At 44.0% G+C, this 18,249-nt stretch carries 11 protein-coding genes; 9 read left to right on the top strand and 2 right to left on the bottom strand.

Translation table 11 applies throughout. The features are described 5' to 3' along the window. The first annotated feature begins 1 nt into the window (after position 1). The 7 genes from C825_RS26730 (at position 2) to rsgA (ending at position 11,144) form a co-directional block, all read left to right on the top strand. Positions 2 to 2,722 (top strand): substrate-binding domain-containing protein, encoded by a 2,721-nt coding sequence (locus C825_RS26730; RefSeq protein WP_010800817.1) that lies wholly within the window; start codon positions 2 to 4, stop codon positions 2,720 to 2,722. A 281-nt stretch (positions 2,723 to 3,003) separates the two neighbouring features. Continuing rightward, positions 3,004 to 5,319 (top strand): TonB-dependent receptor, encoded by a 2,316-nt coding sequence (locus C825_RS26725; protein ID WP_010800816.1) that lies wholly within the window; start codon positions 3,004 to 3,006, stop codon positions 5,317 to 5,319. 18 nt (positions 5,320 to 5,337) lie between these two features. Continuing rightward, a complete protein-coding gene (locus C825_RS26720; protein ID WP_010800815.1) occupies positions 5,338 to 7,224 on the top strand; it encodes a glycoside hydrolase family 32 protein in 1,887 nt (628 codons plus the stop codon). Between the two features lie 13 nt (positions 7,225 to 7,237). Beyond that, the gene (locus C825_RS26715; protein ID WP_010800814.1) at positions 7,238 to 8,107 is read left to right on the top strand and encodes a carbohydrate kinase family protein; all 870 of its coding nucleotides are present in this window, start codon (positions 7,238 to 7,240) and stop codon (positions 8,105 to 8,107) included. Further along, complete coding sequence (locus C825_RS26710) at positions 8,104 to 9,270, top strand: MFS transporter (RefSeq protein ID WP_010800813.1); 1,167 nt, start codon at positions 8,104 to 8,106, stop codon at positions 9,268 to 9,270. The genes C825_RS26715 and C825_RS26710 overlap by 4 nt, the downstream gene beginning before the upstream one ends. Before the next feature lie 277 nt (positions 9,271 to 9,547). Further along, positions 9,548 to 10,111 carry a ribosome recycling factor gene (frr, locus tag C825_RS26705; protein ID WP_009859937.1) on the top strand — a complete coding sequence of 188 codons (564 nt, stop codon included), beginning with the start codon at positions 9,548 to 9,550 and terminating at the stop codon, positions 10,109 to 10,111. Between the two features lie 100 nt (positions 10,112 to 10,211). Continuing rightward, positions 10,212 to 11,144, top strand: coding sequence for a ribosome small subunit-dependent GTPase A (gene rsgA, locus C825_RS26700; protein ID WP_010800812.1), 933 nt, complete (start codon positions 10,212 to 10,214; stop codon positions 11,142 to 11,144). Here rsgA and dgt read toward each other — a convergent pair. Further along, the gene (gene dgt / locus C825_RS26695) at positions 11,141 to 12,466 is read right to left on the bottom strand and encodes a dGTP triphosphohydrolase (RefSeq protein ID WP_010800811.1); all 1,326 of its coding nucleotides are present in this window, start codon (positions 12,464 to 12,466) and stop codon (positions 11,141 to 11,143) included. The genes rsgA and dgt overlap by 4 nt on opposite strands. 392 nt (positions 12,467 to 12,858) lie before the next feature. Between dgt and C825_RS26690 the strand changes: the two genes are divergently transcribed. Continuing rightward, positions 12,859 to 15,897, top strand: coding sequence for a SusC/RagA family TonB-linked outer membrane protein (locus C825_RS26690; RefSeq protein ID WP_010800810.1), 3,039 nt, complete (start codon positions 12,859 to 12,861; stop codon positions 15,895 to 15,897). A gap of 12 nt (positions 15,898 to 15,909) precedes the next feature. Beyond that, positions 15,910 to 17,568, top strand: a complete 1,659-nt coding sequence (locus C825_RS26685; protein WP_010800809.1) for a SusD/RagB family nutrient-binding outer membrane lipoprotein — start codon at positions 15,910 to 15,912, stop codon at positions 17,566 to 17,568. A 69-nt stretch (positions 17,569 to 17,637) separates the two neighbouring features. On the opposite strand, the gene C825_RS26680 is transcribed toward C825_RS26685, so the two are convergent. Beyond that, positions 17,638 to 18,243: an L-threonylcarbamoyladenylate synthase gene (locus C825_RS26680; protein WP_010800808.1), complete on the bottom strand. Its 606-nt coding sequence runs from the start codon at positions 18,241 to 18,243 to the stop codon at positions 17,638 to 17,640. Between the last annotated feature and the right edge of the window lie 6 nt (positions 18,244 to 18,249).

Below are 18,249 nucleotides of genomic sequence, written 5' to 3'. Positions count from 1 at the left end.
TGTGAAACACTTCCTATCCATATTATTCCTTTTATGCCTGTTGCTTGCCGGTTGCGACCGTGCCGATAGGGAAAAGAAATATGTGATAGGAATTTCCCAATGTATGCTGGATGATGCCTGGCGGCAGCAAATGATTCGGGAGGTGGGGATTGAGGCATCCAATTATGATAGTATTAAAGTCCTTATTAAGGATGCCGATAATGATAACGACCGACAAATCGAACAGATACGCGAACTGATTGCACAAAAGGTCGATGTCCTGATTATTTCACCTTTCGAGTCAGCGCCGATAACAGATGTGGCCGAAGAAGCATTCCGTGCAGGCATCCCAACGATTATCACCGACCGCAAAGTAAACACGAACCAATATACCACCTTTGTCGGAGCGAATAATTATGATCTGGGTTTTGCCGCCGGAACATATGCTGCCAAACATTTACCGCCTCATGCCACTATTCTTGAAATTTGGGGAATGATGGGTTCTTCTCCCGCCCAGGAACGTCACAATGGTTTTCGGGATGCCTTGCAGGAACGGACGGATTTAACCTTTCGCCCCGTGGAAGGCGACTGGCGGTATGATGTCGCAGCCAAACGCCTGAAAGAGATAGACTTTTCACAACCCATCGACTTTGTCTATGCTCATAACGATATGATGGCTATTGCCGCCCGTGAACATTTTCAGGCAATAGACCCGGTGCGTGGTAAGGAGTTACATATTATAGGAATGGATGCCGTGGCCAATGCCGGACTGGAAGCGGTGGCGGATGGACGGATTAATGTCTCTTTCCTTTATCCGACGGGCGGTGAACAGGTGATACGGACCGCCATGCAGTTGCTTAGAGGGGAGAAGGTGGATAAATATATTCCTTTGTTGAGCGGTTTGGTTGATAAATCGGCTGCCCAGACCTTGTTGCTTCAATCTGAACGGTTGAGCAATTATCAACAACGTATCGAGACACAGCGGAGCCGTATGGATGAATTGCTGAACCGTTTTAATTTTCTCCGGGATTCATTGAGTGTTATCACGCTTTTGATGGTTGGCTTCATTTCTTTGTCGGTCTATGTATTCTATATTAACCGTAAGATACGGCTTAAAAACCGCGAACTGCGTGAGATTAATAAGAAAGAGGAAGAACAGCGCCGTAAACTGATATCCCTGAATGCGGAGATAGAAGAGGTGACAGCCTCCAAACTCCAGTTCTTTACCAATATATCCCATGAAGTACGAACTCCGTTAACACTGATATTGGGGCCGTTGGACAGGTTGCTTAACTTATTGCACGATTCCCCCTACCTTTCAGACCTGGAGTTGATTCATAAGAATGCGGGGCGTTTACTCCGCGTCATCAACCAACTATTGGATTTCCGGAAGGTGGAGAATAAGCAGGAGAAACTGAAGATACGTGAGACGGAAATCGTTTCGTTCAGCAGTGAGGTGAAGTCATATTTCAATAGTATGGCGAAGGTGCGCAATATTACCTATACTTTTGCCTCGGACATGAAGAACTGCCGTATCTGGATAGATGCGGATATGATTGAGAAGGTTTTGGTGAATTTGTTATCCAATGCATTTAAGTTTACGGCCGAAGGGGGAAAGATTGGGGTAGCGCTGGAAGAGTCGGACGAATGGGTGACGATACATGTCGAAGACAATGGCTCGGGTATCCAACCGGAGAATTTGCCTTATCTCTTCAACCGTTTCTATTCGGAGAACAGCCGGGTGGGGACAGGTATCGGTTTGCATCTGGTCCATGAATATGTAAAGATGCATAACGGAGAGGTAACAGTGGAAAGTGTCCCCGGACAGCGAACCGTTTTCTCCGTTTGCCTTCGGAAAGATAAGACGCAGCTGAACGGCGAATATATCACGGAACTGCCTGTTTCCCATTTGGCGTATGATGCTTCGAACCTGGATGATTCCGAAGAGAAAACGTTGTTGGCACAGACATATCCTTATTCCGTTTTGGTTGTTGAAGACGATGATGAGGTCCGTGCGTTCCTGGAAAAGGAATTATCGGAGAACTTCCGCGTATTTACCGCTACCAATGGAAAGGTCGCTTTGAATCTTCTTCAGGAGGAAAATGAAATATCGCTTGTCTTATCCGATGTGATGATGCCGGAAATGAATGGCTTCGAACTTTGCCGCAGTATAAAAACGGATATCGCCATCAGCCATATTCCCGTTATCCTGTTGACGGCCTTGTCGGATGAACGTCAGCGTATGTATGGCATATCGGGCGGGGCGGACGGTTATATCCAGAAGCCTTTCCATGTGAACTTTGTAAAACTCCGTATAATCCGTATCCTCGATGAACAAAAAAAGTTGCGCGAAGCATTTCTGAAAAAGCTGCAAAGCAGTAATATGCTGATGGCGCAACCGGAGAAGGTGGAGAATATGGATGACCTGTTCCTTCGCCGGTTCCTGACACAGATTGAAGAGATATATACCGATTCTGAATTTAATGTGGAGAAGTTGAGTGATACGCTCGGTTTGTCGCGCGGCCATCTCCACCGTAAGATAAAAGACCTGACTGGAACCAGCCCGGTCGATTTTCTCCGTAACTACCGTTTAAAGAAGGCCGCCGTTCTTCTGAAACAAAAGCAATACAATATCAACGAGATTGCTTACCGCACAGGCTTTTCGTCTCCCGCCTATTTTGCCAAATGCTTTAAGGCCGTTTATAACCAAACCCCGAAAGAGTATCAGAATACATCAGAATAGGCAACATTTTGTGAGTGCCGGTCACAAGAGGCTGTGAGGACGTCTCAAAGCCTGCTTCAACGAGCTCTCAAAGGAGGCTTTGAGGAGACCTCAAAAAAACAACTTCTTTTTCCTATCACATTTGTCGCATTTATCTGACGGATATTATACTATTGGAATGAATTTCAGGGTATGTGACGAATGTGACAGGATTGGCTCGTTTTGTTATATCCGATTGTTTTCAGTGCCTCTACATTTGCTTCCGAAAACTTGTTAGCAAGAACAACATTAAAACATTCTATATGAAAACAGTTGCCATGATTACCATGAAGAAGTCTTTCCTTTTATTAATTGCCGGCTGTACTTTGTCAGCCGCAACATATGCACAGGAAGCGGTAAAAGATACCGTTCAGCTGAATAAGGAAAAATCAAATGAAACGAACAGCCGCAATGTGATGCTGAATGCCTCCAGTGCGAATGGTCCCCGCGAGATATCCATCGGACTGCCCGGTGGTGATGTTAATGTCCTCGAAAATGGTTTGCCTGTCGTCTACAATTCCAATCCTCATAATGTAAATACCCATTGGCGCGGTGACGGCAGCCTGGGGCATGTCGGATTATTGAAGATTTCGGAAACGGCTATCACAACCGGTACTGTTGGATATGCGGTAAACTCTCATACGCAACTCGGGACGCAAAAATTCCGGGGTAAACTGAATTATAATACAAATCATTTCGGTAAGCAGCAAATCGACCTGAATATCAGCGGTAATGCCGGGAAAGGTTGGTTTTACAGCGGAAGTATTTATCAGGATTTCGACCCGGGAACTTTCAAGTTGCGTTTTGCTTCCAATCAGGACCGTACACAGATTTATAAAGCTGCTATCACTAAACGTTATAATCAGGACCGCGGTGAATTATCGGTTATTTATCATTACAGCAACAGCCGCTGGCCCTCGAATGCTGCGACCAATGCCCCTTTTATGTATGTGGGCGACGGAAGTGTGAAGGAGATTCCCGGTTTTAAACTGGGTACAAGCTCTTACCTGCCGACAACGGGCGAGATGGTTTATATGGATATGCGTTCCGGTGAATTGAAGAAGACTAACCTTTATGATGCCTCCCTGAATAAAGGCAACCAGATTAGCCTGCATCATGCTTATAAATGGGATAACGGTCTGAAATGGATTGTGAATGCCAAATACGACCATGCGCTCGGCTCTTATGTCTATCAGACGCCGATGTCGCTGGAAAAGAAGACTTCGGAAGACGGCTATTCCCTGAAAGACCTGGAAGGCAATCTGACTCCTTATGAAGGCTATGTACAAAGCCGCATGTCTTGTCTGAATCGCGGTAATATAGATGAAACCTTCCTGACTTCCGAACTGTCGCGCGAATATAAAAACGGAACCTGGCGTATCGGGTTGAACCAGTGGCATTATAAGATTGATTATGCCTCCAATACCACCATGTACGACCATACAGTGGAAGAATATCCGAGCCGGCTGATGAAAGAAGGTTATACCGATGGCGTTTACTACGACTTCAACAAGAATGCTTCCGAATATTACAAAGGGTATGAAAATAAACTGGCCCTTTATTTTACCCACGATTGGGATATCAACGACAAAATCAATGTCTACTACGGTGCCCGCTTCGAATATCAGAAGATGCACGGCCAGAATGCAGCGGTCTATCTGAGGAATGACAGCGTATTGGGACGTTTCCCTAACTATCATTTGGGTGCGGCTTATAATAAGAACGGACAGACCGGAACCGTCGCTCCGCAGGATTTCGATTATGACTGGTTCAATCAGGTCTATACGTTTGCCCTGACTTACAAGCTGACCGGGCAGTTCGGTTTTACAGGCGATTTCACTTATAATACGCAGCATCCTGCCATCTCCAGTTTTGCCCCGTCCGAATTGCCGAATGTGGAGAAAGTATCCATTCCGTTGGGACGTGCCGGTATCTATTATAATAATAACTGGTTGAGCCTGACGTCTTTGTTCTCTTATATCGGAAAGACGAACAACAACTCTACCCTGAATCTGATCAATCCGAATAACTCGAAAGATATCAACGCAGCCCCGCTCAGCTACGATATTAAAACTATCGGGTGGACGACTGACCTGATTGCCAGGTTGTTCAGAGGTTTCGACCTGCACTTCCTGTTTACTTACCAGAATCCGACTTATAAGAAGTATGAAACAGGCGTGAATTTCTCGGACGGCAGCTACGCAGGTATCAATGCTACCGGCAATATCGTGACGGAAATACCGAAAGTCCTGCTGGAGATTGATCCGAGTTACACCTATAAAGACTTTCGGGTTTGGTTGAGCGCCCGTTATTTCAGCAAGACGTATGCCAATATCAACAATGCCTATTATTTTAATGGTCGTTGGGAAACATTCGGAGGTGTTAATTACAAAGTAAATAAGTATCTTAGCCTGGGAGCGACAGTCGTGAATATCCTGAACCAGACCGGAGCACGTGGCAGTATTTCGGGAGCCGAACTGGATAAGAAGGAGGATGCCTCCAAGCATAACGGGCAGTGGATGGCCGGCAGCTATATCCGTCCCTTCACCGTAGAATTTAGTGCAAACATTACATTTTAACAATTAATCTATTATCATATGAAAACAACGATTTTGAATAACAGTAAGAATTTCCTGATGGGCTGTGCCGTATCAGTAAGCCTGGCCGCTTGCCAGTCCGCCTCTAAAGAAGGATTTACTTTGGAGCAGCAGGGCGATACACTAACGTTTGTCCATATTACGAATCCGGCCAAATACCTCTTGTTGCCGGTGGAAGAACATACCGGTGAAGGGCAGGTGTGTCTTGTGACGGGGAATCCGGCGGATACGGATATGGATATCCGTCTGGCTAAAAAGGAAACGGATTATTTCGTCCCTTTCGAACTGCCTGCCGGAGCAAAAGAGGCGGTTGTCCGTATCCGCAAAACGCCGAAGGATGCCGTATGCTGGAAAGAGATGAAACTCTCCGACACGTTCGATACGACCAACCGTGATAAATTCCGTCCTCTTTATCACCATACTCCGTTGTATGGTTGGATGAATGATGCGAACGGACTGGTTTATAAGGATGGCGAATATCATCTTTACTTTCAGTATAATCCTTACGGTTCGGTATGGGGAAATATGCATTGGGGGCATTCCGTAAGCCGTGACCTGGTTCATTGGGAACATCTTCCGGTTGCCCTGGCCCGTGATACGATGGGGCATATCTTTTCCGGCAGTTCCGTTGTGGACAAGGATAATACGGCCGGTTACGGTGCCGGTTCGATCGTCTCCTTCTATACTTCCGCCAGCGATAAGAACGGACAGATACAATGTATGGCTCATAGTAACGATAACGGGCGTACGTTTACCAAATACGAAAAGAACCCTGTCCTTACCCCGTTCGACGGCCTGAAAGATTTCCGCGACCCGAAAGTGTTCTGGTACGCTCCGGAAGAGAAGTGGGTGATGATTGTGTCGGCGGATAAGGAAATGCGGTTTTATTCTTCCAGGGATTTAAAAGATTGGACGTATATGAGTGCTTTCGGTGACGGGTACGGTGTGCAGCCGAGTCAGTTCGAATGCCCGGATATGGTGCAACTGCCGGTAAATGGGGATTTGAATATCAAGAAATGGGCGCTGATTGTCAATATCAATCCGGGTTGTTTGTTCGGAGGGTCGGCTACGCAGTATTTTATCGGGGATTTCGACGGGACAAAGTTTGTTTGCGATACGAAACCGGAAGTAGTCAAATGGATGGACTGGGGAAAAGACCATTATGCGACAGTCTGCTTTTCCAATACCGGCGACCGTGTCATTGCCGTGCCCTGGATGAGCAATTGGCAGTATGCGAATATTATTCCTACGCAGCAGTATCGTAGTGCCAATGCTTTGCCTCGCGAATTGACTATGTATTCCGAAGGGAAAGAGGTGTATATGGCAGTGAATCCGGTCAGGGAACTGGAATCGCTCCGGAAAGAGACACGCGAGATTCCAGCTTTCACGGTTGAGGCGAATAAAGCTGTCAGCATAGATACGCTGTTTGCCGGAAATGATGGCGCATTCGAGATAAATATGAATGTAGCAACCGGTAAATCGAGTATCGCAGGCTTTCAGCTGGTGAACGGGATAGGTGAGTATGTGGATATTTATCTGGACCTGAATGCGAAGAAGCTGGTTATGGACAGGGTGCATAGCGGTATCGTGGACTTTGGAAAGAATAGCGTTCCGCATGAAAAGGAAGCGCACGATAACCGTATCGCCAACTCCATTAATTATGTGGACGATTTTGCTTTGGCGACCTGGGGACCCTTATCTCCGGCACAGGAACATACGCTTCGGATTTTTGTAGATAAATGCTCTGTCGAAGTCTTCCTCGATGGCGGAAAGGTGGCTATGACCAATCTTGTTTTCCCGAACGAACCTTACAACTGTCTGAACTTTTACAGTAAGGATGGTTCCTGCCGGGTAAATTCGTTGAATATTTATAAATTAGCACTTTAAAAATTGAAATATCATGGAAAAGAATAAACCTGTAGTAGTCGGTATCGGCGAACTCCTTTGGGATGTCCTGCCAACCGGAAAGCGTGCCGGAGGTGCCCCGATCAACTTTGTATATCACGCCACACAAATGGGAGCTGAGGGATATGCCGTCAGTGCAGTAGGAAATGATTTGTCAGGAACGGAAATCGTTCAGGAATTGGAAAAGAACCATATCTCCAATAGCTTGGGAACAGTAGAATATCCGACCGGAAGTGTGATGGTGGAACTGAAGGATGGTATTCCGACCTACACAATCATTGAAGGCGTTGCCTGGGACCATATTCCTCTAACCCAGGAATCTATCGACCTGGTAAAGAGGGCGGATGCCATTTGTTATGGCACATTGGCTTTGCGTTCGCAGGCGTCGAGAGAAACGATCCTGTCTTTATTGTCGTATGCACGTGAAGATGCGTTGCGCTTTTTCGATATCAATATCCGGCAATCGTATTACTCTAAGGAACTGATTGAAGCGTTGTTGCATAAAGCAAATGTCTTTAAGGTGAATGACGAGGAACTGGTATTGCTTCGCAGCATGTGTGATCTGGAAGGTACGGATGAGGAAGTGTGCCGTAAGATGTTGAGGAAATATAACCTCAGATATGTGATTCTGACAGCCGGAAGCGCTTTCAGTTCGATTTATTCGCCGGATGAGCAGTCCACTATCCCGACTCCTAAAGTACAGGTTGTCGATACGGTAGGAGCAGGCGATTCTTTTTCCGGGGCGTTTGTCTATTCTATATTAACAGGGAAATCCCTGCGTGAAGCCCATCAGCTTGCTGTCGAAACGGCCGCTTTCGTTTGTACACAGGAAGGGGCATGGCCTCCTTATCCGAATAAAGAATGATCATGAAAGAAAAAGGTTTATATATAAAGTTGATCCCGGTCATGCTGGCGTTCTTCGCTATGGGATTTGTGGATCTGGTGGGGATTGCTTCCAACTATGTGAAGGCCGATTTGAATCTGACAGATTCGGAGGCGAATATCTTTCCGTCGCTTGTATTCTTCTGGTTTCTGATTTTCTCTGTTCCAACCGGAATGCTGATGAACCGGATCGGACGGAAGAAGACTGTATTACTTAGTCTGATCGTTACATTCTTCTCTTTGCTGCTCCCAATCTTTGGCGATGGTTATATGCTGATGCTTATTTCCTTTTCTCTGCTGGGTATCGGTAATGCCTTGATGCAGACTTCTTTGAATCCGTTACTCTCGAATATCATCAGTGGGGATAAGTTGGCCAGCAGTCTGACTTTTGGGCAGTTTGTAAAGGCTATCGCTTCTTTCCTGGCTCCTTATATCGCGATGTGGGGCGCAACGGCTGCGATTCCTTCTTTCGGCCTGGGCTGGCGGGTGCTTTTCCCGGTTTATATGGTTGTTGCAGTTATTACAATCCTTTTGTTGGGAGCAACGCAGATAGACGAAGAGAAGCCGGAAGGGAAACCTTCGACATTCGGAGAATGCTTTGCCTTGCTGGGCAAGCCTTTTATTCTGTTGTGTTTTATCGGCATCATGTGTCATGTCGGCATTGATGTCGGAACGAATACAACGGCTCCGAAAATCCTGATGGAGCGTTTGGGAATGGGATTACATGATGCATCGTTTGCCACCAGTCTTTATTTTATCTTCCGTACGGCCGGTTGTTTCCTGGGTGCTTTTATTCTGAGTCGCATGTCGGCCAAGATATTCTTTGGCTTCAGCGTTGCAATGATGGCGCTGGCAATGGTCGGATTGTCTTTGTTCCACGGCAAAGAGATCATATATATATGTATAGGGTTGATTGGATTCGGAAATTCGAACGTGTTCTCGATCATCTTTTCGCAGGCAATCCAGTCCATGCCCCAGCGTAAGAACGAGATATCCGGGTTGATGATTATGGGGCTGTTCGGAGGAACTGTCTTTCCTCTTTTCATGGGCTTCCTGTCGGATGCAATGGCTTCGCAATTGGGGGCGGTGATTGTGCTGAGTGTAGGCGTTCTCTATCTGATGTTACTTTGTCCGAAGCTTAAGTGATAAAGCATCCCTTATGAGGTAATGAGAATATCATATATTGTAATATAACTGTATCATAATATATGATATTTTATTTTTATAATATATGATATCTTAGTATCATAATATATGATACAAATTTTCTTTCTGGATTGCTTTGTCGATTTCTTCGGGGCCGCAAGTTTATGCTACGCTTTCAGTTGAATTATAGTGCTAAAAAAGTAATTTGTTTGCTAGGTTCAAAAACTTTACTACTTTTGTTTATCGAAAAAAACAGAAAACAAAATATCAATCAGTTATGGCAGATATCAAGCAGTATGTAAAGTCAGCAGAAGAGAAAATGACGTTCGCAATCGATTATCTTGACGAACAGTTGGCTCATATCCGTGCCGGAAAGGCTAATCCGAAGATCCTTGACGGAGTGAAGGTTCCTTATTACGGAGGTCTTGTTCCTCTGACTAACGTGGCTTCGGTAAATACACCGGATGCAAAAACGATTATCATTACTCCGTGGGAAAAGCCGCTTATCAAAGAGATTGAAAAGGCAATCATGAACTCGGAAGTAGGTATCACTCCTGAAAATAACGGTGAAATAATCCGTCTGGGGATTCCTCCTCTGACAGAAGAACGCCGTCGCACGTTGGCTAAACAATCCAAACAGGAAGCCGAAACGGCAAAAATCAGTGTTCGTAATGCGCGTCGCGATGCGATCGAGGCAATAAAGAAAAGTGTGAAAGCCGACGGAACTCCTGAAGATGTGGCAAAAGATGCGGAAGCGGAAGTTCAGAAGGTGCACGATAAATTTATAAAGAAAGTAGATGACCTCTACGCTGCTAAAGAAAAAGAAATAATGACAGTATAAATAATTGAAAATTGAGAATTGAGAATTGAAAATTACTTTGACGCGTATCGTCCGGTAGTTTGTTCAATTCTCAATTTTCAATTTTTAATTTTTAATTAATATGAAGGGACTGGTAATAAAGAATACAGGTAGCTGGTATACCGTACGCACCGATGACGGGCGTGATGTGGAAAGTAAGGTAAAAGGAAATTTCCGTTTAAAGGAGATACGCAGCACAAATCCTGTCTCTGTCGGTGACCGGGTTGATATCGATATCAATAATGAAGGTACGGCGTTTATTACCAGGATAGAAGACCGTAAGAACTATATTATCCGGCGGGCTTCCAACTTATCTAAACAATCGCATATCATTGCGGCCAATCTCGATCAGGCCATGCTGATCGTAACTGTCAATTATCCGATTACTACAACTGTTTTTATCGATCGTTTTCTGGCCACGGCTGAGGCTTATAGTGTGCCGGTGAAGTTGGTTTTCAATAAAATCGACCGTTATAAAGGGGAAGATAAGGAATATCTCGACGCCTTGATTAATTTGTACACAACGATCGGTTATCCTTGTTCTACCCTATGTGCTAAAACGGAAGAAGGTCTCGATGCGCTAAAGGCTGAGTTGAAAGATAAGATAACTCTTTTGTCCGGCCATTCGGGAGTTGGGAAATCAACGATTATCAATAAGTTAGTTCCCGGCGTTAATCTCCGGACCGGCGATATCTCCGAATATCATAATAAAGGGATGCATACGACAACTTTCTCTGAAATGATCCCGCTGCCGGAAGGAGGCTACCTGATTGATACCCCTGGAATCAAAGGTTTTGGAACGATAGAGATGGAGACTGCTGAAATCTCCCACTATTTTCCGGAGATATTCAAATTCTCCGAAGATTGCCGGTTCAATAACTGTAGCCATCGTCATGAACCGGGGTGTGCTGTTTTGCAAGCGCTTGAAGATCATTATATCAGCGAGTCCCGCTATAAGAGCTATCTCAGTATCCTGGAAGATAAAGAAGAAAGCAAATATAGGGAAGAGTATTAAACGGCCGGAAGGCTCATTCCTGTGATCTTGCGGTATAAGTCGAGTGCATAAACATCTGTCATTCCTGAGATATAATCAAGTACACATTGTATTTTGCCATAAGTGGTTGGTGCATTCGTGTCATATTGTTCCGGGATGCGCTGCAACAATAATTTACTGTATGCATGGCTTTGATTCATGACAGCTTCTGTCAGGCTGTCGATCAGGTGGCTGAAAATATGGTAACCGGCCAGTTCTATGTCGAGTACTTCTTTGGCGCGGTAAATCTTTTTGTAAGCCGTTTTTGAACAGGTAGCATAGGCTTGTTTGGCTTGTTCTCCTATCTGCTCTATCAAAGGAGTATTATAGGTCCCGTCAAGTATTCCGTCTTCATTTTCAAGGAAGACACGCGAACATTCATCTACCAGTAGTCCGATGATGCAGGAGCGAAGATAGGCGATCTGTTCGTTCGTATCGTCTACCATTTTCATGACGCGGATGATATGGTCCAGTCGTTCTCCTTCAAAAAAGTTGAGCAATAGTTGAATGGCTTCTTCTGTCGTAAGGATATGTAGTTTGCAGGCATCTTCTATATCCATGATCTGATAACAGATATCGTCGGCTGCTTCTACCAGATAAACCAGCGGGTAACGGACAAATTTATTCTTGTCTTCAGGATTGTGGTTTATTCCCAATTCGGTAGCTATGCGCATATAGGTTTCTTCTTCCGACTGGAAAAAACCGAACTTCCCTTTTTTGCCTGAATGAACCGATGCATAAGGATATTTGACGATAGAGGCCAATGTGCTGTAAGTTAAAGCAAATCCGCCTTTTCTCCGGCCGATAAACTGATGGGTAAGCAGGCGCATGGCATTGGCATTGCCTTCAAAATGAAGAAAGTCTTCCCAACGGCCACCAGCAGAACGAATTTCGTCTTCCAGATAACTGCCGTTCCCTTCCAGGAAGTAAGCGGAAATAGCTCTCTCTCCGGAATGTCCGAATGGCGGGTTGCCCATGTCGTGAGCCAGGCAGGCTGCGGAAACAATGGAACCTATTTCCGGAAAGTTAATACTTCCGTCGGGATATTTTTGCATCAATCCCTTTGCTACATTATTACCTAACGAACGACCTACACAGGAAACTTCCAGGCTATGTGTCAGACGATTGTGGACAAAGATACTGCCCGGCAAAGGAAATACCTGTGTCTTGTTCTGTAATCTGCGGAAGGGGGAGGAGAAGATCAAACGGTCATAATCCCGCTGGAAGTCCGTACGTTCATGTTTACGTTCATGATATTCTTCCATTCCGAAACGTTTACCTGATAATAATTGGGTCCAGTTCATATTGCTATATTAATAATGTACCTAATTACAAAGGTAGGCATTTTGGAAGACAATAGGAATATGAAGGTTTCAAATAAATATTTTATTACGGAGTTCTACCAGAACTCTGTCTATTTGCTACAAACAAATGTTAATGCTGATGCGAGTGTGCTGGAAACGCGACATTATTGTGTTAATATAAACAAAATAATAATCTTTATTCAAACAATTATTGCTTATTTCGGTTATAATTTAATAGATTTACAACCGGATAAACGCAATGCTATATAAGTTCTGGTAGGACTTAGTTCTTGTTTTGGCTGTATGTATGTAAATGTTAAACCTGTTATTTAACTTTAGGATAAAGTGTTATGGAAATTTTCATTATTAATTCACCTAAACAATCTGACTTTATGAGGAAGAGCTTTGTTATGTTGGTACTATTCTGCATTGGGATATGTACAAATGTGCTGTGGGCACAAGGAAAAGTAAGCGGTGTTGTGATGGACAAAGAACTGAATGAGCCTCTTGCTGGCGTAAATGTTCTACAAAAGGGTACGACTATTGGAACCGTAACTGATTTCGATGGAAAGTATTCTCTGGAAGTTGGTGAAAATGCAATTCTGGTATTTTCTTATTTGAGTATGAAAACAGTGGAAGAACCGGTTAACGGACGTTCTGTTGTTAATGTTTCTATGGTTTCCGATTCTGAACAATTGGGCGAAGTTGTTGTAACTGCCATGGGTATCAAACGCGAATCGAAAACGTTGTCATATGCAGCCCAGACTGTTGGCGGCAAAGACTTGAATGAAATTAAAAACGTAAACATGATCAACTCTTTACAGGGTAAGAGTGCCGGTTTGCAGATCACTCCGAACTCTACCGGTGCGGGTGGTGCTTCCAAGATCCTGTTTCGTGGTAACAAATCTATTAATGGTAGCAACCAACCGTTGATTGTGGTAGACGGGGTACCTTTGATGATGAATGTGTCTGATTCACAGGTAAACAGTAATTATGGTGGAGGTCGTGATGGTGGTGATGCCATGTCTACGATCAATCCGGACGATATTGCTCAGATAACTTTATTGAAAGGTGCTTCTGCGGCGGCTTTGTATGGTGCTGTGGCTGCCAACGGTGCAATTATGATTACTACTAAATCGGCATCGTCGGGTAAAGTGTCGATCGATGTATCGAGCAATACAACAGTGGAAACAGTTGCTTCGTTGCCTAAGTTCCAGAATTCTTACGGAATGAGCAATGAGGGTACATTCAGTTGGGGGGACAAATTATCGACTACTGCTCCAAATTATGCGAAAGATTTCTATCAGACTGGTTTCACTACCAACAATTCAATTGCTTTGAGTGGTGGTAATGAACACATCTCTTCTTATTTTTCTTATGCGAATGTAGCTTCTCACGGTGTAACACCGAAAAATACCTATATGAGTCATAACCTGTTGGCTAAAGTCGGTTTCCACCTATGGAAGAAAGTTCATATTGATGTAAGTGCCCGCTATAATAATCAGGATATTGAAAACCAGGCAGCAGCCGGTTTTCTGGGTAATCCGGTTACCGGTGCTTATTTGTTCCCGAGAGGAGAAGACTGGGATCATTACAAAAATAATTACGAGGTGTATAAACCTTCTTTGAACGCAAATGTCCAGAACTGGACGAATGTTGCCCAGGAACAATTCTCCAACCCTTACTGGATGGTGAACCGTCAGAAACCGACTTCAAACCGTAACCGTTATGAATTCGGAGGTAGTGTTAAATATGATATTATGGAAGGTCTTTCCGTTACCGGCCGTTTGCGTTACGAACGTGGTGATGAGAAATGGATATATAATGAATATGCTTCCAGTACAGGCGGACGTAACCAGATGGGTACCATGAAGGATTCCCGTATTTTCAGTGAACAGATGTATGGGGATATTCTGGCAAGCTATAATAAAAGTTGGGAAGATACTTATACCTTATCAGTAACGGCTGGTAGCAGTTTTACGAAAACAACTGGTTCCAGTGTTGATTTGATCGGTTGGGGTGACTCCAAGTTCTCGGTTGTAGATGGCAAACCGACCGGTAGTGCTTATTATCCGAATATCTTCTCTCCGGCTAACTATTACCGGATGACTACGACTGAATCATTGAAAGAAAAACGTTTGAATTCTGTATTCGCGACTGCTCAGTTCGGTTATAAGGAAGGTTTGTTCCTGGATGTAACTGCTCGTAATGACTGGTCTTCTGCTTTGGCATATACGGATGGCGTTTCTTTCTTCTATCCGTCAGTAGGTGCCAGTGCTTTACTGGATAAGTTTATTGACTTTGGCAAGAATGTTAATATGTTTAAGTTGCGTGCTTCTTACTCAATGGTTGGTAATGACGTTCCTATTTTTATGACGAATCTGCGTTATGAGTTGGGTGACCAGGGTGCTTTGACGCCTCCCGAAAATGCACCGTTCAAAACATTGAAACCTGAAAAGACAAATTCTCTGGAAGTTGGTTTTGACGGAACATTTTTTCAGAATCGCCTGGATGTGAATCTTACATATTATAAGACAAATACAAAGAACCAGTTCTTCTCAATCTCAGCTCCGTGGGAAACAGGTCTGAGAAACCGTTATGTAAATGCCGGTAATGTGCAGAACCAGGGTTTTGAAATTGGCTTGGGTTGGCATAATCAGTTTACCGATCATTTTAGCTGGAGTACAAACTTCAACTTTGCATATAACGAGAATGAGATTAAGGAATTAGTGGATGAACTACCTGACGGTTTGACCCTGGCCGATTATGGCGGAGCAAAAGTGATCCTGAAGGAAGGCGGCCATTATGGTGACTTGTATGTTCGTCAGATCAAGAGAGATGACAACGGTAAACCTGTTGTTTCTGAAAACGGTGCTCCCCAGTTGGGTGGTGACGGTATTCAGGATCTGAAATATGTCGGTGATATGAATGCTAAAGTAAATATGGGTTGGACCAATACATTCCACTATAAAGATTTCACTTTGTCATTCCTGATCGATGCAAAGGTGGGTGGTAAAGTAATGTCAATGACTGAAGCTACGTTGGATGGTTGGGGTGTTTCCGAACGCTCTGGTGCTGCCCGCGATAATGGTGGTGTTGTGTTTGAAGGAGTAACTTTTGATCCTCAGAAATTCTATTCCGTAGTAGGTGCAACAAACTTCAATTCGCAGTATGCTAATGAGTTGTATGTTTACGATGCAACGAATGTCCGTTTGCGTGAGTTGTCTTTCGGATATACGTTCCGTAACCTTTTCGGTATCGGAAAGAATCTGAATGCGTCTTTGATTGCCCGTAACCTGTTCTTCTTCTACAAAGATGCTCCGATGGATCCGGATGTATCTGCCGGTACCGGAAACGGTTGGCAAGGAGTTGATATGTTTGCGTTGCCTTCTTCCCGTAGTGTTGGTCTTAATCTGAAATTAAACTTCTAATCTTGATTATCTATGAAATTAAATATATTATTCAAATATGCAGCCGCTTTGGGCCTGACTATTGCCTGCGGCACGATGATTGTCGGTTGTACTGATAATTTTGAGGAACTGAATACCAATAAATATGAAGTCGATCCGGATAACATGCCGTTTGAGGCTCAGTTCATAGAACCGATTACTTATGTATATGCTCCGCAGCAAAATATGTTCCAGTTTTGGACAAATCTGAGTGTTGATCTGTTTGGCGGTTATTTCATGACCCCTCACAACTTTGGAGGTAACGGGAATGCCGATTATAAATTGAACCGCGGTTTCTGTGGCGGTATGTATGAGAATTTTTATCTGCATATCTTCAATAATACCCGCCGTCTGATCAATGCCTGTGATGAAAAGGGTATCAAAGATTATGCTGCCGTTATGCGTGTTGTCCAGGTTTACGGTATGCTGATGACGACAGATGCTTACGGCCCTATTGCCTATCAGTCTGTATTGGATGGCAATGATGTGGCTTTTGCTTATGATACACAGGAAAGTGTTTATAATAGTATGTTCACTTTGCTGGATGAAGCAATAGAAGGTTTCAAAAATGGAACTTCAGCCGCAGCAGACATGCAACAGTTTGATTATTGGTGCAAAGGTGACCGCTCTTTATGGATAAAGGTTGCTAACCAGTTCAAACTGCGTATTGCGATGCGTATTGTAAAAGCGAATCCGACGTTGGCAAAACAGAAAGCGGAAGAAGCGTATCAGGGTGGCGTTCTGACCTCTGCCGATAAAGATATTCTGATTGATCAGGGTTTAAGTAATGAATTGACCCGTATGTTCGAATGGGGAGATTGTGGTGTCAATGCATCTTTGGTAACTATTATGGAAGGTTATAAGGACCCTCGTACACCGTTGTATATAACGAAGAATACTCAGGAAATTGTAGCCGAAGACGGATCTAAAATAGCTGTAGATACTAAGTATCTGGGCATACGTGCGGGTTGTGAATTACCTTCGAAGCCGAATAAATGGGGTGGTTTCTCAAGTGTCGTTTGTTCTTATGCTACTCCGTTCCCGGTAATGAAGGTGGCAGAAGCTTATTTCCTGCGTGCAGAAGGTGCTTTGCGTGGTTGGAGTATGGGTGGTAATGCCAAGGATCTGTATGAAGAAGGCATCCGTATCTCTATTAATAATGAGTTGAAATACAAAAAGGCTTATGTGAATGGAACGGTTGATATATCTGAACAAGATATCGAGAATTACATCAATGGTACTACAACGCAGATTGACTTCGTAGATCCGATTGACTCTAAAAATAGTTATAAAGCAATGAATACAGTGCCGGTTAAATGGAATGATGGTGCAAGCAATGAAGAAAAGCTGCAGCGTATCATTACGCAAAAGTGGCTGGCAAACTTCCCGTTGTCTACAGAAGCCTGGGCTGAATATCGCCGTACAGGTTATCCTAAACTATTCCCGGTTCGTGTTAACAGCAGTAACGGAACAATTGATACGGATGAACAAATTCGTCGTCTGATTTATTCTGAAATTGAAATCAATACAAATAATGCAGAATTACAGAAAGGTATTGATCTGTTGAATCAGGAAAACTCAAGTGGAAAATTTACCGGCGATATTGGCGGTACTCGTGTCTGGTGGGATAAAGCAAATGTGGGGAACTTCTAAATTGCAGATTCTGTTAGATAGTTAAAATAGAAAAAGGCTTCCTGTTTCAATGCAGGAAGCCTTTTTGCTTTATTCTAATATACCTTTCCCTTGGCGTACAATCTCAAACTCATCTGTGGTGCAATCTACAACCGTTGAGGCTTCGAAACCACCGTAACCACCGTCGATAACGATGTCCACCGTATTTTCATACTTTTCATGGATCAGCTCCGGATCAGTCGAATATTCGATCACGTCATCGTCGTCATGAACAGACATGGTCAGAATAGGGTTTCCCAGCTCCTTTACCAGGGTCCGGATAATATTGTTGTCCGGCACACGGATACCGACTTCTTTCCTGTTTTTGTATATTTTCGGCAATTCGCTGCTTGTCGGCAGGATGAAGGTGAAAGGACCGGGCAGGTTCTTCTTCATCAACTTGAAAGCGGAATTGTTTACTTTGGCATATTCGCTCAAATTAGAAAGATCGTAACAGATGATGGAAAGGTTGCTCTTTTGCGGATTGATACCTTTCATCTGGCAGATCTTTTCAACTGCGCGGACATTCAATGCATCACAGCCGATCGCATATACTGTGTCGGTCGGGTAAATGACCAGGCCTCCGTCGCGAAGGACGTCGATAACCTTGTCTATTTCCCTCGGATTGGGATTTTCGGGGTATATTTTTATTAGCATAACTGT

It is taken from the genome of Parabacteroides sp. ASF519, assembly GCF_000364265.2.
GTDB lineage: Bacteria > Bacteroidota > Bacteroidia > Bacteroidales > Tannerellaceae > Parabacteroides > Parabacteroides goldsteinii.
Note: the sequence above shows the minus strand (reverse complement) of the source record. Positions and strands in the feature narration are given on the sequence as shown.